Origin of the sequence: Slackia equolifaciens, assembly GCF_003725995.1 — a bacterium.
GTDB classification, from domain to species: Bacteria; Actinomycetota; Coriobacteriia; order Coriobacteriales; family Eggerthellaceae; genus Slackia; species Slackia equolifaciens.
In genome coordinates this window covers 41,782-61,838 of sequence record NZ_QIBX01000019.1, presented here as the reverse complement: position 1 = coordinate 61,838, position 20,057 = coordinate 41,782, and the positions used below count along the sequence as shown (strand labels likewise).

Below are 20,057 nucleotides of genomic sequence, written 5' to 3'. Positions count from 1 at the left end.
TCCTGTAGAGTGTCCATGGTGGCCGTTGCCTTTCTCTCGAATCGGTTACCTTCGCAACGATCGATTCTAGGCAATGGCCGCTTCTCCTTCAAAGCGGCCCGTGACACCAACTTTCGGCACGCGATCCAAAGAGAACGGCATGATGCCGCCCTGCGCATCGTCTACCACATACGCCAGAGCCTCATGCTCCGCATACGAGCCCTCGACAAGACCCATGGACTCCTCCGCATGCATGGCTGCCGCGTCGGGCTGGGCGAAAGCCGCAGCCGGCACCAAGCCACATGCAAGAAGCACGCTAAACGCCAGCGAGGCAAGTCTTTTCAGCATGGCCGGCCTCTCCTTCCCTTCGGCGCAAAACGCGCCCTGAGCCTTAAGCGAAATACGAGCCCCAGTATACGAGAAAGCCAGTCTTAAAAAATGCTCAGGGGCGCAAACAGCCTCGCATGCGCCCCGTTTTCATGTGTGCGTTACTTCGCCACGATCTTCTTGGTCTCGTCCTTGCCTTCAGACATGGTGCGGGCCTGAATTTCCAGGTTTCCCACCATCTCCTCTATGGCGGTGCAAGAGCCCCCGCACCCGCATCCGTCATCGGCGCGATGCGCAGCGGCATCGAGCTCGCGAGACACATCGCGCAAGGCGCGCGCCTCGCCCTCCTTGGCCTCAAGATTGGCCTTGGCTACCGAAATCATCAGCTTGATGCGGTTGAGCTGGTTCACCTCGGAAGCACCGGGGTCGTAGTCAACGGCCACGATGTTGCTTTCGGGGTAGCGACGGCGCAGCTCCTTGATAACCGCCTTGCCCACCACGTGATTGGGAAGGCACGCGAACGGCTGCGTGCACACCACGTTGGGCGCGCCCGTACGAATGAGCTCGACCATCTCGGCCGTGAGCAGCCACCCCTCGCCCATGGAGTTGCACAGGCTTAGGATCTCGCTCGCATATTCGGCAAGCTCGTAGATGTTCGCGGGCGGCTCGAAGCGCACCGAATCGCGCAGAGCGTCGTTAAGCGGCTTGCGAATCTTGTCGAGCGCAGCCAGCGCCACGCGCGCGCCCGCAGCGCCCTTGGCGGAACGGCCCAGCGGGTCTTTCTGGAAGATGGAGCCGGCGATACCGAACAGGAAGAACTCGGTAAGCCCGGGCACCACGGCCTCGCAGCCCTCGCGCTCGATCACGTCAACGATCTGGTTGTTCGCCGTGGGATGGAACTTCACCAGGATCTCGCCCACCACGCCCACGCGCGGCTTGGTTCCCTCGCCTACCAGCGGCAGCGTGTCGAAGTCGTCCACGATCTGACGCACGGTCTTCTTCCATTCGCTGCGCTTCACACCGCGCCTCAGCTGCGCCTTGCACACGGCCATCCAGTGGTCGAACAGCGCCTGCGCGGCACCGGGCTCCGCCTCGTAGGGACGCGTGCGATACAGCGCCATCATCAGCAAGTCGCCGTAGAGGATGCCGTAAATCGCCTGATAGAGCATGGGGGCGGTCACCTTGAAGCCGGGGTTGCGCTCGCCCAGGTCCTTGAACGAAAGCGCGATCACAGGAATATGTCCCAGGCCTGCCGCCTTGAGCGCCTTGCGGATCAGCGAGATGTAGTTGGTCGCGCGGCAGCCGCCGCCCGTTTGCGTGATGATGACGGCCAGCTTGTCGGTGTCATAGCGCCCGCTGGTCACGGCCTCCATGATCTGCCCCGTCACCAGGATGGACGGGTAGCAGATGTCGTTGTTCACGTACTTCAGGCCCGCATCCACCGCGCCGTGGTCAACGCTGGGCAGAAGCTCCAGGTTGTAGCCGTTGCGCTGGAAGATGTCAATCAGCAGGTCGAAGTGGATGGGCGCCATCTGCGGGCACAGGATGGTGTAGCCCTCTTCCTTCATCTTCTCGGTGAACTGCACGCGCTCGAACTCGGTAGACGTGCCCTCGCGCTGCTTGAAGCTGTCGGCCACGGCACGGGCGGCCTTGGCCTCATGCTCGCCGGTCTTGCGGTCCATGCGGTCCTTGGCGTGACGCGCATGCTCGCGCATCTCGTCCTCGGGCACGGCGGCCTCGGTGGGATACTCCAGGCCGCACGCCACCGTGGGGCAGCCCATAAGCGGGCGCTTCTCCTCGGCCTCGCGATCGGCCTGATCTTTGAGGGCGGCCAGCAGGCTGCGCACGCGAATGCGCGCGGCGCCCAGGTTGGACACCTCGTCGATCTTGAGCACGGTGTAAATCTTGCCGGCGCTCTCCAGAATCTCCTGCACCTGGTCGGTGGTCAATGCGTCCAAGCCGCAGCCGAAACTGTTGAGCTGAATGAGATCCAGGTCGTTGCGCTGCGTAGCAACCTTGGCGGCCGCGTAGAGGCGCGTGTGGTACATCCACTGATCGACCAGGCGAATGGGACGCTCGAGCGTGCCCAGGTGCGCGATGGAATCCTCGGTGAGCACCGCAAGGCCGAAGCTGGTGAGCAGCTCGGGGATGGCGTGGTTGATCTCGGGGTCGTTGTGGTAGGGGCGCCCGGCCAGCACGATGCCATGCGTGCCCGTCTCCTCCATCCAGCGAAGCGTTTCCTCGCCCTTGGCGCGAATGTCTTCCTTGAACGCCATGTCCTCGGCCCACGCGGCATCCACGGCCTCGTCGATCTCGGCCTGGGTGGGCGCCGTCCCCTTGCGGCACGTGGCATCGCGGAAGTTCTCCACCAGCTCTACGTACAGGCGCTTTTTGAGGGCGTCCTTCTTGTCATAGGGCAGCCACGGGTTCAAAAACTTCGTGTCGGAATCGCGCAGCTCGTCGATGTTCAGGCGCAGCGCCTCGGCATAGCTCGCCACAATGGGGCAGTTGAAGTGGTTGCCGGCTCCCTCGTCCTCCTGGCGCTCCCACTTGCTGCAGGGGAACCAGATGAAGTCGGGGTGCTTGTCCAGCAGGTTCATCACATGGCCGTGGGAGAGCTTGGCCGGGTAGCACACGCTCTCAGACGGCATGCTCTCGATGCCCGCCTCGTAGGTCTTTTTGGTGGACGGGTCGGAGATGAGCACGCGATAGCCCAGCTTGGTGAAGAACGTGAACCAGAACGGATAGTTCTCATACATGTTGAGCGCGCGGGGCATGCCCACCGTGCCGCGCGTGGCCTCTTCCTCGGTCAGCGGCACGTAGTCGAACAGGCGGTGGCTCTTGTAGTCGTACAGATTGGGCACGTTCGCGCCCTGGCTTGCCACGCCGGCGCTCGCCGCGCCCTTCTCGCAGCGGTTGCCCGTGATGAAGCGGCGGTGCTTGCCGGTTTCGGGATCTTTGCCAAAATCGTTGATGGTAAGCAGGCAGTGGTTGGAGCACGCCTTGCAGCGGATGGTGCGATGCGTAGGGTTAAGGCCCTCGATCTCGCTCAGAGAAAGGAGCGTGGATTTAACTGTAAGCTTGGAAGAGTCAGCGAGGGTTTCTCCGGTGCCCGAGATGCGGTCGATGGCGGAAGCGCCGCGTGCTTCGTCACGCAAGCTTTCGTCAGCGTCCGCAGATTGGGTGCCGGCGGAAGCCGCAGCGTCGAGCTGTTCCGCTGCTCGTAGAGCGGCGGAACGTTCAGCGCGCTCGGCCGCGCGAACCGCTTGCTCGTAGCGATCGCGGGCAAGCAAGGCGGCGCCGTATGCGCCCATGTTGCCGGCGATGTCGGGGCGCACGGCGTCCACCTCGGCCAGCTGCTCGAACGCGCGCAGCACGGCGTCGTTCAAGAACGTGCCGCCCTGCACGATGACCTTGGTGCCCACCTCATGGGGATCGCGGATTTTGATGACCTTGAACAGGGCATTCTTGATGACGGAGATAGCCAGGCCCGCAGCGATATCACCCACGGTGGCGCCTTCCTTTTGCGCCTGCTTCACGCGGCTGTTCATGAACACGGTGCAGCGGCTTCCCAGGTCAACAGGGTTCTTAGCGGCATTGGCCGTCTTGGCGAACTCGGTCACGTCAAGATTCAGGCCCGCGGCGAAGCTCTCGATGAAGCTGCCGCAGCCCGAGGAGCACGCCTCGTTGAGCATGATGTGGTCGATCACGCCGTCGCGCACGCGCAGGCACTTCATATCCTGGCCGCCGATATCGAGGATGAACTCCACGCCCGGCAGCATCTCCTCGGCGCCGCGCAGGTGCGCCACCGTCTCGATCTCGCCGGAGTCCACGCGCAGGGCCTCAAGCAGCAAGCCCTCGCCGTAGCCGGTCACCGTGGCGTGGCCGATGGTCACGAACGGCTCCCCCGTTTCGGCATCCACCGGAAGCGCGCCGTACATCTCGGCCAGCGCCTTTTTGGCGGTGCCCAAAACGTCGCCCTTGTTGTTGGCGTAGTAGCTCCACAGAAGCGAGCCGTCTTCCCCGATGAGCGCCGCCTTGAACGTGGTCGATCCGGCATCGATGCCAAGGTAGGCGGTGCCGGTGTATTCCATCAAGTCAGCGCGCTTGACCTTTTCCTTGTCATGGCGCGCCTTGAATGCATCGAACTCCTGCTCGTTCTCGAACAGCGGGGGCAGGCGCACAACCTCTGAGCCCTGGATGTCGCCCAGGTTGCGCAAGCGATCGAGCACATCGGACAGAAGCTCGGGCGAAGACGTCTTGCCGCACAGCGCAGCGCCGCTTGCCACGAACAGGTGGGCGTTGGCGGGGCGAATGGCGTGCTCGTCGTCGAGATTCAGCGTTTCGCAGAAGCGTTTATCCAGTTCGGAGAGATACTCCAGAGGACCTCCCAAAAGAGCCACATTGCCGCGGATGGGGCGGCCGCACGCCAGACCCGAGATGGTCTGCGTGACCACGGCCTGGAAGATAGACACCGCGATATCCTCTTTGCGCGCGCCCTCGTTGAGCAGCGGCTGCACGTCGGTCTTGGCGAACACGCCGCAGCGGCTGGCGATAGGATAGATGGTCTCATAGCTTTTGGCGAGCTCGTTCAAACCGCCCGCGTCGGTGTCGAGCAGGGCCGCCATCTGATCGATGAAGGCGCCCGTTCCGCCGGCGCAGGTGCCGTTCATGCGCTGTTCGATGCCGTTGTCGAAGTAGATGATCTTTGCGTCCTCGCCGCCCAGCTCAATAACCACATCGGTCTGCGGGATGAACGTTTCCACGGCGGTCTTGGAGGCGATGACCTCCTGGACGAAATCGATACCCAGCCACTGGGCCAGAAGCAGGCCGCCCGAACCCGTGATGGCGATGGTCATGGGGGTGTCGGGGAATTTCTCGGCAGCCTCCTCGATCACCTCCACGATGGTAGCGCGGATATCGGCGTGATGGCGCTTGTAGCATGAATACATGATTTGGTTGGCGTCATCGAGCACGGCCACTTTGACGGTCGTGGAGCCCACGTCCACGCCGATGTGGAGCGGCGCTTCAGAGGCGGCGCTCGCGGCGGCGGATGCCTTGGCCGCGACGTCGGCGTCCACCGTGGTCACGACCGGCTCGGTACCCGCAGGCTCATCGGCGGCAGCGCCCGTGGCGACCTGGACGGCCGTCCCACTCTCCTGCGCGGCGCCTTCGAGGGTCTTCTCTTCGCTCATCGTTTCGTTCTCCTTACACTGCTCGCCCATCGGGCGAATCCTTCGTTGCTCAATATGCAATGGCCTCAATCGGCCGGAATGGTCACAATCCAATGCTCACGAATCAAGCCGCTTTTCGCGAACGGCAGGGCCGTGCCAAAGAGCAAAGCCTGACGCAAACAAGACGCAAAGCCCGCCGCTCGCATCGCGAACTCACATTTTAATGGCCTCACCTGGCTTAATGAAAAACAGGCGCATAGCCACAAGTGCCATCTCCTCGGAGCTTTCACGCATGCCGGTTTTAATCCACTGGTCGATCACGCCCAGATACGCGCCGGCGAAATACGCGATGTAGTACCCCACGAATGCGTCATCGCTCTCGCGGTAGCGCTCATGCAGAAGCGAGCGGATGAGCCCGCCGCACACCACTTCGCGCAGGCGCGGCCCGAACCGCACATCGCCGCCGGGGCCGAGCACCGCATGAAGGAAATCGCCCTCTTTGCGCAGGTAGTCGAACAGCTCAACCAGCACGGGAAGGGGGCGCTTGCGTGCGCGGTATTTCAGCAGATCGCGAATCTCGAGCTCCTGCATCTTGATGCGAAATGCCTCCAGCCCCTCCATCACTTCGTCCTCGAAAGAGGCGAGCAGGTCTTCTTTGTCTTTGAAATGGTTGTAGAACGTGCCTCGATTAAGGCCGGCGCGCGTGCACAAGTCGCCCACCGTAAAGCCCTCAAGCCCGCGCTCCTCCATAAGAGCGATAAGAGCCTCGCGAAGCGCCGCTTTTGAGCGCGCGATACGCGGATCGGTGGCGGCATACACAAATGAATCTTCCCGGGTCAAAACCTCAACCGCCGATACGGATGAATATGCCATGCATATCCCTTCTTCCAAACGCTGAACGCGTCGACGCGAACGCGCTAACCGCGCCATCGGCGCGCTTAAATCCCAGCGTTTCCTGGCTTCTTGAACAAGTTGAACAATAATGAACACGTTGTTCAATAAGCGTATTGTAGCCGCAAAGGTAGCAGATGGCAAATCAAGAAGAAGTCAAACATCCGCAATACGCAAGATAGCTGAAAACGCCCTCTTCTCTCGCCGTTTTCCAGGGGCTTGACCACTTTCAATACCATTTGGGGGATGGCATCTAACCACTTTTGGCGTTTCTGGCGGATACCGAAAAACGCCCCACCGGCATATCGTGCCCACAGAGCGTTGCGAAACACAGCGCAAGCTCCTATTGAAACGTCAAAAGGAAGGGGAAATCATGAAAGATGTTTCTAGAAGAGGGTTCCTTGCGGGCGCCATGGCATCAGGCGCCTTGGCGGCAGCGGCACTGTCGGGCTGCAGCCCTTCGACCAGTGGGTCCTCATCAACAGAGCAGGCAGCCGAAGAAACCAGCAGCCTTGTGTCGGATGGCTATTATGTGCGCGAAGACCTCAACGCGCTCTCCATGGCCCCCGAAGGAGAAGTTGCCTATGAGGATGGCGCCATCTCCGACGACGAGGTCGTTGAAGAAATCGAATGCGACCTTCTCATCTTCGGCGCCGGCCCCGCTGGCCTGTCGGCGGCAGCATCCGCATCCGAGAACGGCCTGAACGTTGTCCTTCTGGAGAAGGGCGCAGCGATTTCGGCCCACGCCACGCAACTTGGCAACTACAATTCTCGCTTCCTCACTGAAGCCGATCACGCCATCGACCCGACAGAAGTCATTTACGCCGCCCGCATTGCATCGCAGTATCGCTGTAATGAAGAAATTTGGCGTACCTACATCGAGCGCTCGGGCGAAGCGACGGAGTGGCTCGAAGACACCATCATCAAAGGCGAACTCGGCGAGGTTATCCCCGGCGAACCCGAGCGCATCGTTGACGGACTTCGCTGGTCGGGAAGCTACATCATGTGGGGCGGTGGCGCCGCCGGATATACCGAGGCCTACAACATGGTGCAAGATTTCTGCTTGAGCAACGGCGTTGACCTGCGTTTTGAGACGCCTGGCGTTCAGCTCATTCAAGATGAAAACGGGGCAATCGTAGGCGGATACGGAAAGAGCGCAGACGGCTATATCAAGATTACCGCCTCGAAGGGTGTTTTGCTGGCAACGGGAAGCTATGAATACAATCCCGAAATGATGGAAAAATGCGTACGTCCCCGCGATCGCATGGCCTGGGCGTGGTGCAACCCCGCAACCACCGACACCGGAGACGGACACCTCATGGGCCTCGCCGTGGGCGCGGGCATGGATGACTATCCGCATCCCGTTATGGTGGACAACTCTGGCGCCAAGGACGGTTCGTTCTATTCGGTCGCCCTCTTCCCCACCATGCGCGTCAATGATGCAGGTAAGCGATTCACCAACATTGGCATTCCGTTCAACTTCCTCGCCAACTCCATTCAGTATCAGCGCGGTGGCCACGACTTCTGCCTGATGGACGGAAAGATGCATGAAACCGCAGCAGCCCTCCTTGGGCCTGCAGTTGCCGCGTTCGACATTGATGAAGTGTGCGAGAAGTTCGTTAACAGCTCCGTAGAATGCCAAACCATTGCCGAACTCGCAGAGGCAATCGGCTGCGACGAGGCAACGCTGCAGGACACCATTGACGAATGGAACGCCGCATGCGAAGCGGGCGAGGACGTCAAATTCCAGACCCCCAAGGATTACCTGATCAAGCTCGATACCCCTCCCTATTACGCCATGGAGGAAAGCGGGGCATTCCTCGCAACCGTTGGCGGCCTAACCGTCAACGAGCATTCCGAGGTATTGGACCGCAACGGCAATCCGATTCCCGGCCTGTACGCCTCCGGCAACGTTTCCGGATCGATGTTCTACGATACGTATCCGCATCAGATTTCTGGCGTGAGCACCGGCCGATGCCTGACCTTTGGCTACATCCTCGGACGCCGCCTTGCCGGAGTTGAGTAAACACCCGAAATACCCTCCACTACACCCCTCCGCAAAAGCCCACATATCCATGTGGGCTTTTGTCGTGCAGAAGCTCACTGCTCCACCGGAAGCGATTCGATCAGGTCGAGCATCTCTTGACGGCTAGCCACGCCCATCTTTTTATACATCGATGTCACATGGGTTTTTGCGGTGCTGCGTGCGATGTGCAGCGTATCCGCTACGTAAGGTATGCTGCGGCCTTGCGTAATCAGAAGCATTATTTCCGCCTCACGGGGAGAAAGGCCGTATTGGACGATAGCCGATTTGCATCGACGCGCGAAAAGGACCGCGCTCGCGGCAGCCCCGTCCTCTTCCTGAGATTCGCGCAAGCGAGAACGCGAGTGAGAATCCATCATCAAATTCATGGCAACGACAACTGCAACCATGATGAAAAGAGGAAACGCCATGGTACTTTCATTAACTCCAAATCGTTCCGCCGCCGCAGAAAGCACCGCGCCCAGCAGCACCGCCGTAGCATCGACCGAACGACCAAGAGAAAATCCCCTTACGGGGTTGCATCCACTTTCCCGCACCCCTTCGCAAAGCAGGATTATGAGATACGCATCCATGCAGATATAGGCAAGCAGCGAGAGCATGAGGCCAGCAGGCTCGAAATCCGACGAAAGCCCGAACGTTATCGCCACACCCAAGATGGAGGTTACAAGACATACCTGCAACATCACCTCGGTATTAAAACGCCCGATGCACGCCATGACCACCATGCATACCGAAACGATCAGAAACGCAATGGGGTGCACGGAGTCCATCCCGCCTCCCCAATGCATCCTGCCAAACCAAAACGTCCAGAACACAACCCCCAGCACAAACATGGCAATCACACCGCGCCATGTCCGCTTTACAAAGCCGCGCATGGAAGACGCAGTGTGCCCGCGCACGGTCCCCGGGCCTTGCTGAACGATGCAGCGATGCGACATGACGCCGCCGCACACGAGAAGGACACCCATAACCATAAGGGCCAAAGAATGGAGAAGGAGTGCGGTCGCCGCATAGAGGGCGACGCCCATCGCGCACGAACCCAATACGCTCAGAAGCGCCTTGGGGTGGTCAAGGCCAGAGTAATAGCAGCCCCAAACAACGGAGACTCCCGACGAACCAATTCCGGTCAGAAAGCCACAGATTCCATAGAACGCATTCGGCAGAGGTGAACCAACGCAGCCTGCCAGCCCCACGAAAACAGTGGCCGCCCCCACAACCACGGCAGAACCCCAGCAAAACCAACGGCTTCGATAAAGCGCCTCGTACCGAGCCGACATCGCCCATATGCAGGCTAGACCCAAAACGTTTCCCACACATGACGCGAAAGACAGAAAAGCGTCGTGAGGCGCATGACCGGCGTCGAAAAACATCGTAAGGCACCATGCGAAAAAGAATGCGATGCCAAACATCCTTGGCCGCATGCTACGTATTTCCGCTAGCTCAATCTTGCTCGCCATCAAGAACCCTTGCGTGCCTTACGACCCTACTTCACCGTCATCACAGGAACATCGGCGGAATGAAGCACGCCGTAGCTTACGCTGCCGAGCATGCCGCGCAGAGCGCCCAGGCCGCGGCGACCCATAACAATCAGGTCGCAGCCGTTCTTCTCGGCATAGTTCACGATGCCCTCCGCAGGCGAAGGAGCCACGGCAACATCCACGACCACGCGATCGCCCAGATCAGCAAGGGTATCGCCCGCCTGTGCGCTCAACGCTTGACGCTGCTGGTCGAGCACGGAGTCAACCAGATGCTTGTACTCCTCCTTCTCGGCGAGGAACATCGGCACACCCGCGATCTGCTGCCCGCCATCGGTACCGCTCACCGACTGCGTCACTGCGGAGGCGGTCACGCTCACAAGATAAAGCGTTGTCTCGGAATTTTCCAAAACCATCCCTTTGGCAACCTCGAGCGCACGACGCGCATGGTCGGACCCGTCGAAGGGAACCATGATCTTCTTGAACATAGCGTTCTCGCTTTCTCGCAATAGACGAACTCCCTCATTATATGCCGCACAGAAAGGCATGCGCCGCCGCGAAAAGTACTATCGAGTTATTTCGTCTAAATCCACCACATGGAGCGTTTTTCCCAGTGGTCCGAGCACTTTAAGGATGGTGTCGAGCTGCGGAGCCACACTCCCCGTTTCCATCCGGGCAATAACGGGCTGAGAAGCGCCCGAAGCCTCACCTGCCGCCCCTTGAGAAAGTCCGATTCCTTTGCGCGAACGGGCGACATCCGCAAGAAGCCGAGCCTTCTCTCGCTCGAGAATATCCACCTCGCAACCGTTATCGAACAGCTCATTGCACGCAAGGTCAATCCGGTCGTTCCAGGATATTCCATACCCGCCTGCGTCTACCTTCACCTGCGAAAAAAGTTCTTCATCGGCGAGAGGAGCAAACGCAGGCACCTCGTTAACCAAACGAGACATGTCGTATTCTTTCGCCTCTCCCCCCGTAAACCACACAAGAAGCCGAAGGCGACTAAGCGGGTACACCGCAGCAATCTTGCGAAACATCGCTCCTACCTTCCTAAAGCGGGAAGCCTCCGGAATTGCTGCGTTTCCCACATTTCCAAAAGCTCCGCTTCGTACGCTTCCATCCAGCGTCTTACCTTTCCAAGCTCACCCGGCGGAAGATGCCCATCAAGTAAAGAACGCGTTTTGATGGCAATGGCCGCTGCATACTCACCATACAGCGCATGGACATGAGGCGGATTATGCTCGCCCGACAAAAAGTACATTCTGATAATGATTCCTGCGAATATGGCAATCGTCGGCATAGCTATCATCCTTATTATAACTTTGGCAATCATATTTTTAATAACTTATTCGACATTATTTAGAAAAACAATTCGGGGGCCTTCTTAGGCTTCCCCACGCCAATGCAAACGCGTAGCATTTTTTATGCATTCTGGAACAAGAAAATGAGGATACGGAAAAACCCACGACAGCCTCCCTGAAAAGGCTGTCCTCCTTAAAAGAGAGTTAGAGAATAGCTCAACCATATATAGAACATTTGTTCTTATTATAGCCAAATACGGAGACAAGAACAAGAACCTTGCTCGACTCGTAGACCAAACAATCTCACGCTCGTATGAATTGCTTGCTGGATACGCCATCAAACAGCGGTGGCTCATGCCGGCAGAATGGCGCGATGCCCATCTCATGCAGCCAGACCTTCGCTCCAAGAAGCGAAAAAGCCTGTATGAAAGCCCATCCACACCACATGTCGCCTATCATCTCGTCCCCATGCTCGCTTTGGGCGGAATCGTGCGCAATGCCCCGCTGCGAGCGATACGCCAGCGGTAGCAAACGGCGCCGCACAGCACTCCGGCCTTTCACCCCGATCCCATGCCAGCCGCCTGCACAAGCACGCCCTCCCCCGACATCTTGGATAATACTTCGAATTCTTCGCATACACTTTCCCGAATCATTTATGCAGACCAGCCACCCCGCCGCCCGCCTTGGAGAGAGCGGCAAGGCGGAGACAATTCGCATCATCCAAGGAGGCCTTATGCGCGTACTTGTCGTCAATGCAGGAAGCTCCTCGCTCAAATGCCAACTCATCGAAACCGATGGCAAAGCGTCCATGATGAAGTGCCTGGCCGAAAAGGTAGGATCCGACGACGCCTATATGAACGTGTCGTTTTATCCCGATTTCGACAAGACGCGTTACAACGTGGGCGGCATGCGCGTCGAGCAGGTCCTGGCGAAGCTGCTCGACGTGCTAGAAGACGACCCCGAATCGCCCGTGAGCGGCCTGGAGCAGATAGACGCCATCGGCAACCGCATTGTGGCGGGCGGCGAATACTTCACCCGCGCCACCCTCATCGACGACGAGGCATGGGAGAACCTCCTCAAATGCGAGGAGCTCGCGCCCCTGCATAACCCGCCGGCGGATGCCTGCATCGCGCTCCTTCGCGAGCGCATGCCGCAAACCCCGCAGGTGGCCGTGTTCGACACGGCGTTCCATCAGACCATGCCGCCCAAAGCGTATATGTACCCGCTCCCCATGCGCTATTACGACGAGTACCGCATCCGCCGCTACGGCGCGCACGGCACCTCACATCGCTACGCCGCCCAGCAGGCGGCAAATCTCCTCGGCCGCCCCTTGCGCGACCTGGGCCTTATCACCTGCCATCTGGGAAGCGGCGGAAGCATCACGGCGGTTAACCACGGCAAGTCCATCGACACCACCATGGGATTCACGCCGCTTGAAGGCCTGATGATGGGCACGCGCAGCGGCAGCATCGACCCCGCCATCATCACCTACATCATGCGTCGCGAGCACAAATCCTTCGACGAAATTGACGCGCTGCTCAACAAGCAATCAGGCGTGCTGGGAATATCCGGCGTGAGCAGCGACATGCGCGAGGTTCTGGAAGCCGCCGACGCAGGCAATCAGGACGCCGAGCTCGCCATAGACATGTACGTATACAAAATCCAGAAGGCCATCGGCGGATTCTACGCCACCATGACCCGCACCGATGCCGTGGTGATGACCGCCGGCATCGGCGAAAACTCCGCCGAGCTGCGCGAGAAGATCTTCGCGGGGCTTGCGCACATGGGCATGATCTTGGACAAGGATCGCAACAACGTCGAGGGCGCCATCGGCGTGAACCGCATCATCTCCATCGACGACTCCCCCATCAAGATATGCGTGGTCACCACCGACGAGGAAATCCGTATCGCACGCGAAACCGACGCCCTGGTTTCAAGGATGTAGCACGATTGCAAATCACCCAATAGAATCCCCCAATATGCAAAATGCCCTTACGACTGCATTCGCAAGGGCATTTTATTATGCGCCGCTTATAAGTGGGAGGGGAAGAAAGCGGGCAAAACGGGAGTGCATTTTAGCTAGTCAAGATCTCCGGCAAGATAGCGAGCAATATGACGGCCAAAAGTCACCGTGCGACCGCACGCAGACGCCACCAGCAGCTCGGGATAATTGCCCGAGAACATCGACCCCGAGCAATCACCCGCCGCAAATAGGCCTTCGATGGGCTTACGATTGGCATCGAGTACGCGCATATCCTCGTCGATGCGCAAGCCCTGCAGCGTGGTAAGCAGTGACCCGCCAAACCACGCGCCGTAGAACGGGGGCGTTCTCAACTCGGAGAGACGGTAGGCTTCCTTGCCGAATTCATCGTCTTTCTGAGCATCAAACATTTCGTTGTAATGCTCACATTCAGCAAGGAAGTTCTCCTTGTCCTCGCCTGCAAAACCAAGCTTATCAGCAAGTTCGTCAAGCGTATCAGCACGCATGATGGGCTCGACATCGGCAGCCATCATGGAAGAAATACCCTCAATCCACTCGTCGACGCTGTCGAAGTTGACCATCCACATTCCACCAGTCGAACAGCCAATCGTCGCAAAGCGCTTCACATCGGCAGGAGCATTGGCGTCAAACACCATGCACCATACGCCACCTTCCTGATTGGTTGCCGCGAAGCACACGTCATCGTAGGGTGTAGATTCATTTGCGAAACGTTTTCCGCGACGACTCACTTTCATAAAGGGCTGCGACCCAATGCCATTTTGCCCAATAGTACCGTTGAACGTTGCTGTTTCGGAATCGTCGGTATAGCCAGCATTCACGCCCGGCATCACCATGCCGCGATTAAAAATCATAGGAGCAGGCTCCGATTCGAGAACGCCTCCTGCCCAGATGCCAGCCTTAATGCCGTCGCCAGTCGTGGACGGAGTGTATGCATTGCCCGTAATGCACTGAGTGAGGATGGGATTCAGGGCGCGCACCATGGCGGGGTTTGCCGCGTATCCTCCCGTGCAAAGCGCCACGCCTAACGAAGCATTGACGCGCTTATAGCCGCTGTCGGTTTCGAAAATTGCCCCCGTCACACGACCATTCTCTTCGCGCTCAATCTTTACCAATCGACACCCGAACGAAACCTCATGCCCCGCCTCTTTGATGTACTCTTCCAAATGGGCATTACGACTCCAGTCGACAGGAAAGTCTATACTTCCCGCTGCCTCAAGATCAGATCCGGGGGCAACATCGGGATTGGCGACATACACATGCGAAATACAGGGGATATAATAGTCTGTCCCGCCGTCACCCAAGTGCTCGTGAGTGCAGAGCGTTGCCTTAAGACCGAGCGGTTCCATGATTCCGTCAAGCCAATCCAGAACTTCCGCAGACTCGCGAATCCACGTTTTTGCCACCGCCTGATTGTTCTTGAACGAAGCATACCTACTAATCTCGTTCAGAAGCTTCATCTCGTCGACTTCCACGCCGGCATCTCGCGTGCAATGAGTGTTGACCAATCCAATAAAACCGCGCGCTGCCTCCACGGCACCATTCTTCTCGCACACCATGAAATCGAGACCGAGATCGCTGCAGCTTGCAGCGCACGCCATGCCGGCATTGCCTGCGCCCACGATAAGAACACCCGTCTCAACTGTTTCCCCTATCTCGGACTCGTCAATCACAGGCTCTTCGCCAAGCCACGAAGGAATCCCGGATGCAGCATCGTTTTCGCCCGAAGCATCAGCTTTGCTGGATTCGGCGGTCGTCTGAGGCGCACAGCCCGCAAGCCCCATTCCTGCTACCGCTGTGGCAACAGCACCCAATCCGAGAAATCCCCTGCGAGAAATACCGTTTTCAATTGCTTCCATCATATCCTCCTTGGCGTTTTCGGCCCTGGAGATTTATGCTCCGAAGGCCAACTTTCCGACGCCACTACTGTAGCGCGATTTTTGTGAATACATCGTCTGACCTGGTGGTATAAGCGGGTGATTCAAGGATCAACATATCACCCGATTCATCACCCACCCTTAGTTTTTCGCGCATTGCCTTGCATATATTTCTCAAGTACACGCTATGCCTTTACGTTGCGATACAATCAGCATCACAAGGAGGAAGAGGATGGATCGGATCATATCAACGGCAGCAAACATGGTGTGGCATACACGCCTTTTGTTCTCTGCTTATATACTGCTCGTTCCCGTTTTCTCTAGTACCCTTCTACCCCCAACTGAAGATGGCGCCATATCCCCCATCATTCCTTTTATGCTCGCTTCCGAAGTGCTTGCACTCATCATTTGTGCCATGGCCTCGCTCAATGGGCTTCGGCTTCTCAACACGCGCTTCATCGGGCAAACCACTGCAGTCATGCTTACTATCGGAACGATTCCCTTCACGCTTGCAGGATTCAACGTCCATGTAAACCTTATGTTCTCCTGCGCATGCGCAGCATTCTTGGGGATAGGCAAAGCAGTGGCATTTTTACTGTGGGCGCATGTGTTTTCTTGTCTGGGACTACAAAAGTCCGTTCTATACGGATGTGCAACATGCCTTTGTGCCGGCTTGTGCGCTTTCCTAGCCCTTGGGCTGCGCCCCGAATGGCTGGCCATCGTAGCGTTTGCCTCGCCCAGCGTTTGCCTGGGAGCATGGCGATTGAGCTTGCTACTTCCCGAAGTGAACACGACCGCGTCTTCAAAGCTCCGACACGTGGCGACCTACCCATGGCGTCCTATCGCCATCATGGCTCTGGCGGGCTTCTCCGCAGGAGCAGGCACGGCAACCCCCATGGCTCACTCCATGACACAACAGACCATTCCACTCATTCTCATAGGTGCGGCAACGCTGGCCTATGTGTTGCTTGCAAAAAGCATTAGCTTCGACTATGTGCTCAAGGGCTCGATCGCTGGATACAGCATGGGGTTTCTTGGTCAGGCTGCGTTTCCGCATTCGGGCATTCCCGGATACCTCATCTATGCATCGTACTGGGGATTGTGCCTGTTTGCCTTCTGTATTCTTTGCAAAGCGTCACACGATGGCCCAACGCCCTCCGAATGGCTTTTTGGAGTGGGATTTGCCATCTCCGAAGGGATTCAACTTTTAGGCTACCTTGCTCCAAGCCTTTCCTTCGCCAAAACTCCGGGAGATGTGCGCATTGCAATTGTTGTTGCGGCGTCACTTATCCTTGCGCTTGGCATGGTGCTCCTCTGGCTATCCGAGCATTCGAAAGTTGGCCAATGGGCGTCCTCGGGAATCTCTCGCTCGGCTCTCGATCGGCCCGAATCCTCCCAGAAAAGCACCGAGGCCCTCTGTCGCAATGCCGCAAGAACGTTCGGGCTTTCCCATCGCGAAGAGGAAATTTGCCTGCTCCTCCTTGGCAATAAGACCATTGCAGAGGTGGCACAAGAGCTATTCGTAAGCCAAAACACCGTCAAAACACACTGCAAGCATATTTATGCAAAGTGCGGCGTACACAGCAAGCAGGAGTTACGTATTAAGATTCTGCAGAATTAGCCGGACGTCGACCATCCATATTCGCCATTCGCCCACAAATCCTCTCCTTACCAAGGCTCTATCGCCGAACCCTCTGCATGCTTGAATTCATCGTCGTTGGTCGCGACAGCACTCCCGTACGCATGGGCACTTATCGACACAATAGGCAAACAGAACGAGAGCAAACCTCCGCTTACATGAAGACACCGAAAAGTTGGTTCGCCCACGTAAAATCAGAGTTTCAATGACCTCGCGTCGCCCTCAAACCCCGCGCAAATCTTTATACTTGTTACATACATACCTTCAACATCTCGCAGCACATTGCGCCCGCCCCGCATAGGGGCATGCGCCCTTGTTGCCGCGAGGCGTTGCGGGCCCATCCCCATGCGCAAAGGACGTGAGCCTATGTACACAAGCCTGGTTTCGCACACTCCCAAAATCAATCAGCAGCTTGCGCGCTACGGGGTGAAGTTCGGCATATACAAGAACGGCGTGTTCAACGAGCGCCTGTTTCCCTTTGACGCCGTTCCCCGCATCATAGAGTCCGACGCGTGGGACGCCCTCGAACGCGGGCTCATCCAACGCGTTGACGCCTTGAACGCCTATCTCAAAGACCTCTATGGCGATAAGCAGATCATCAAAGACGGGGTGGTTCCCAGCGATTTCGCCTTCGCCTCAAGCGGGTATTTGCCCCAATGCGAGGGCATCGTGCCGCCCAAGGGCATTTATAGCCACATATCGGGCATCGACCTGGTAGAGGGCCAAGACGGCGAATGGTATGTGCTGGAGGATAACTTGCGCATCCCCTCAGGCGCATCGTATCCCCTGGTGGCGCGCACCCTGTGCCGGCGCTGCGACGCCGAGACCTTCCGCAACACCAATATCCGCGACAACCGCGACTACGGGGAGCGCCTGAAGCGCGTTCTTGACGCCGTGAACTGCGGCGGCATCAATGTCATCCTCACGCCGGGCCGCTTCAACTCCGCTTATTTCGAGCATTCCTACCTGGCAGAAAAGGCCGGCGCGGTGCTTGCCGAGCCCAGCGAGCTGTTCGTGGAAAACGAGCAGTTGTTCTTCCGGGACGCCGCGGCCAACCGTCGCGTCGGCGCGGTATACAGGCGCCTGTCGGACGAATTCCTCGATCCGCTGTGCTTCAACCCCGAGAGCCTGATCGGCGTGCCCAACCTCATGAGCGCCTACCGCGCAGAAAACGTGGCGATCCTGAACGCCCCGGGCAACGGAGCGGCAGACGACAAGGGCATCTATTACTTCGTGCCCAAGATGGTGGAATATTACCTGGGAGAGACGCCCATCCTCAAAAACGCGCCCACCTATCTGCCGTTCTACCCCGATGACATGGCGTATGTCATGGACAACGCCGAAAAGCTGGTCATTAAAGACGTCGCAGAAGCCGGCGGCTACGGCGTGGTGTTCGGAAACGAGCTGTCGCCCGAGGCGCTCGACGCCCTCAAGGCGTCCATCCAGCGCGAGCCGCGACGCTTCATTGCGCAGGAGGTCATCGACTTCAAATGCCTCCCCACCTATATAGGCGGCCAATTCGTCCCGCGCAAGGCCGATCTGCGGGCCTTCGTGCTGTCCGGCGAGCGCACCGAGGTATGGCCGAGCGGCCTTACGCGATACGCGCGCGAAGCCGGCTCCAACGTTGTCAATTCGTCCCAAGGAGGGGGGTTCAAGGACACATGGGTTCTCTCTCGATAGAAAAGGTTGACCACCTGCTGTGGCTCGGACGCTACGTGGAGCGCACCTACACCACCATGCGCTTCATCATCTCCACCTACGACGCCGCCCTCGATTCCACGGAGGGCAACTGGAAAGGCCAGCTCGAAGAGCTGGGCTTTAACGAAAAGACCGACGACCCCATAGAGTTTTTCAACGACTGCCTGTTCAACAAAGCCAACACCTCGTCCATCGCGCACGCCATGGATGCGGCGTACGGAAACGCCGTCACCCTGCGCGACGTCATAGGCACCGAAAGCATCGCCTATGTGCAGATGGCCGTGAACAGCATCGAGGCCGCCGAAGCCTCCGATGCGCCGCTTTTGGATTTGCAGCTGGTGTTCGACGACATCATGGCGTTCAAGGGCTGCGTGGACGACTATGTGGCCGATGACGCCGCCCGTAACATCATCAAATGCGGCATCAGCATCGAGCGCCTGGATTTGTACACGCGCCTGGCATACCACCTCGACCGCCTGCCGCAGGAAACGCACAAACTGGCAAGCCGCATCGACCGCATCGGCGTACCCTACGACAAGGCCCATTTCAAGGCCGTGGTGGACGCGGTGTTCGCGCCCGATTTCCCCGAAGGCGCCACGTACGAGAAGCTCGGAGCGCTGCTGGTGCACATCGCAGGCATCTTCAGGTAGGGAGCGCCCATGAAGATACTTTCGTTCACGTTCGAAACCGCGCTGCATTTCAGCGAACCGGTGAGCGAGCACAGCTTCGTGCTGCGCTGCCTGCCCAAAAACACGCCTAGCCAGACCGTGATGGACAGCCAAGCCATCATATCGCCGCGCACGCCCGTGGCCAACCAGACGGATGGCTTTGGCAATCGCCTGCAAATCGGGCGCATCGAGGCAGCGCACGATGAGTTCTCGTTCATTTCGACGGGGCTCGTGGTGGTTGATGCGGCACACATCGAAGGCGAAGATGCGCAGAACGCAGAGAAGGGTCCCCTCGCAAGCGGGCCATATGGCGCGTCCGCGCACCCCATATATGCCAACCCCTCGACGTTTGCCGCCGCCGATGCGGCCATGCGCGCGTTCGCCCAGGAGGCCTCCGCGGAAGCAAGCGGGCCGTGGAGCATCGCGCAAGCGCTGTCGCATGCCGTGCACGAACGCCTCGCCTACGTGAAGGACGTAACCGACGTGTCCACCACGGCTTCCCAAGCGTTCGCCCTGGGAAGCGGCGTGTGCCAGGATTTCGCCCACGTGTTGATTGCCCTGCTACGATCGCTGGGCATTCCCGCGCGCTATGTGAACGGCCTCATCGTGGGCGAAGGCGCAACGCATGCCTGGGTGGAAATGCACGATGGCGTGCAATGGCGCGGCATAGACCCCACACACGACCGCCCCATCGACGACACCTACATCGTGCTCTCGCACGGGCGCGATTTTGCCGACTGCGCCATTGAATCGGGCGTCTTCCGCGGCGGCGCGCGCCAGGATCAGCGCGTTGCGGTGCAGGTGTTCGACCAGGCGTCGCAGCAGTAGGCAAGCGCCCGTACAGCAGCCCGCAGCCCGGTGTTGCCCCGGCTTCTCACTGAGCCAGACGCCGGGGTACCCCGGCACCGTCCTCACATCAGCCCAGACTCAACCCGGCGTTTAACGCAGATAGGGGCTTCATCGCCCGCGCATCTACGTAAAAACG

Annotated in this window: 14 protein-coding genes; 6 read left to right on the top strand and 8 right to left on the bottom strand. The window is 58.7% G+C overall.

The features are described from left to right. Positions 1-66: 66 nt before the first annotated feature. The 3 genes from DMP06_RS09495 to DMP06_RS09485 form a co-directional block, all read right to left on the bottom strand. Positions 67-327 (bottom strand): hypothetical protein, encoded by a 261-nt coding sequence (locus tag DMP06_RS09495; protein WP_123209502.1) that lies wholly within the window; start codon positions 325-327, stop codon positions 67-69. A 140-nt stretch (positions 328-467) separates the two neighbouring features. Further along, the gene (locus DMP06_RS09490) at positions 468-5,531 is read right to left on the bottom strand and encodes a 2-hydroxyacyl-CoA dehydratase (RefSeq protein WP_245962469.1); all 5,064 of its coding nucleotides are present in this window, start codon (positions 5,529-5,531) and stop codon (positions 468-470) included. Between the two features lie 162 nt (positions 5,532-5,693). After that, positions 5,694-6,353, bottom strand: a complete 660-nt coding sequence (locus tag DMP06_RS09485; RefSeq protein ID WP_123209501.1) for a TetR/AcrR family transcriptional regulator — start codon at positions 6,351-6,353, stop codon at positions 5,694-5,696. 391 nt (positions 6,354-6,744) lie between these two features. On the opposite strand from DMP06_RS09485, the gene DMP06_RS09480 reads away from it, so the two are divergent. Then, the gene (locus tag DMP06_RS09480) at positions 6,745-8,397 is read left to right on the top strand and encodes an FAD-dependent oxidoreductase (protein WP_123209500.1); all 1,653 of its coding nucleotides are present in this window, start codon (positions 6,745-6,747) and stop codon (positions 8,395-8,397) included. A 74-nt stretch (positions 8,398-8,471) separates the two neighbouring features. On the opposite strand, the gene DMP06_RS09475 is transcribed toward DMP06_RS09480, so the two are convergent. From DMP06_RS09475 to DMP06_RS09460, 4 genes are all read right to left on the bottom strand, one after another. Beyond that, entirely contained in the window at positions 8,472-9,692 is a 1,221-nt protein-coding gene (locus DMP06_RS09475) for a helix-turn-helix transcriptional regulator (RefSeq protein WP_161957888.1), read from the bottom strand. 206 nt (positions 9,693-9,898) lie between these two features. Continuing rightward, entirely contained in the window at positions 9,899-10,378 is a 480-nt protein-coding gene (locus DMP06_RS09470; protein ID WP_161957887.1) for a universal stress protein, read from the bottom strand. Between the two features lie 78 nt (positions 10,379-10,456). Continuing rightward, positions 10,457-10,927, bottom strand: coding sequence for a DUF2442 domain-containing protein (locus tag DMP06_RS09465; RefSeq protein WP_123209497.1), 471 nt, complete (start codon positions 10,925-10,927; stop codon positions 10,457-10,459). A 5-nt stretch (positions 10,928-10,932) separates the two neighbouring features. Continuing rightward, the gene (locus tag DMP06_RS09460; RefSeq protein ID WP_123209507.1) at positions 10,933-11,190 is read right to left on the bottom strand and encodes a DUF4160 domain-containing protein; all 258 of its coding nucleotides are present in this window, start codon (positions 11,188-11,190) and stop codon (positions 10,933-10,935) included. 734 nt (positions 11,191-11,924) lie between these two features. Here DMP06_RS09460 and DMP06_RS09450 point away from each other — a divergent pair. After that, positions 11,925-13,136, top strand: a complete 1,212-nt coding sequence (locus DMP06_RS09450; RefSeq protein WP_123209506.1) for an acetate/propionate family kinase — start codon at positions 11,925-11,927, stop codon at positions 13,134-13,136. A gap of 134 nt (positions 13,137-13,270) precedes the next feature. Here DMP06_RS09450 and DMP06_RS09445 read toward each other — a convergent pair whose 3' ends face one another. Continuing rightward, the gene (locus DMP06_RS09445; protein ID WP_123209495.1) at positions 13,271-15,052 is read right to left on the bottom strand and encodes an FAD-binding protein; all 1,782 of its coding nucleotides are present in this window, start codon (positions 15,050-15,052) and stop codon (positions 13,271-13,273) included. Between the two features lie 247 nt (positions 15,053-15,299). Here DMP06_RS09445 and DMP06_RS09440 point away from each other — a divergent pair, with 247 nt between their 5' ends. From DMP06_RS09440 to DMP06_RS09425, 4 genes are all read left to right on the top strand, one after another. Then, positions 15,300-16,688 carry a helix-turn-helix transcriptional regulator gene (locus DMP06_RS09440; protein ID WP_161957886.1) on the top strand — a complete coding sequence of 463 codons (1,389 nt, stop codon included), beginning with the start codon at positions 15,300-15,302 and terminating at the stop codon, positions 16,686-16,688. 384 nt (positions 16,689-17,072) lie between these two features. Next, positions 17,073-18,386, top strand: coding sequence for a circularly permuted type 2 ATP-grasp protein (locus tag DMP06_RS09435; protein WP_123209493.1), 1,314 nt, complete (start codon positions 17,073-17,075; stop codon positions 18,384-18,386). After that, positions 18,368-19,054, top strand: a complete 687-nt coding sequence (locus DMP06_RS09430) for an alpha-E domain-containing protein (protein WP_161957885.1) — start codon at positions 18,368-18,370, stop codon at positions 19,052-19,054. The genes DMP06_RS09435 and DMP06_RS09430 overlap by 19 nt, the downstream gene beginning before the upstream one ends. A gap of 9 nt (positions 19,055-19,063) precedes the next feature. Beyond that, complete coding sequence (locus DMP06_RS09425) at positions 19,064-19,900, top strand: transglutaminase family protein (RefSeq protein ID WP_123209491.1); 837 nt, start codon at positions 19,064-19,066, stop codon at positions 19,898-19,900. Positions 19,901-20,057 lie beyond the last annotated feature (157 nt).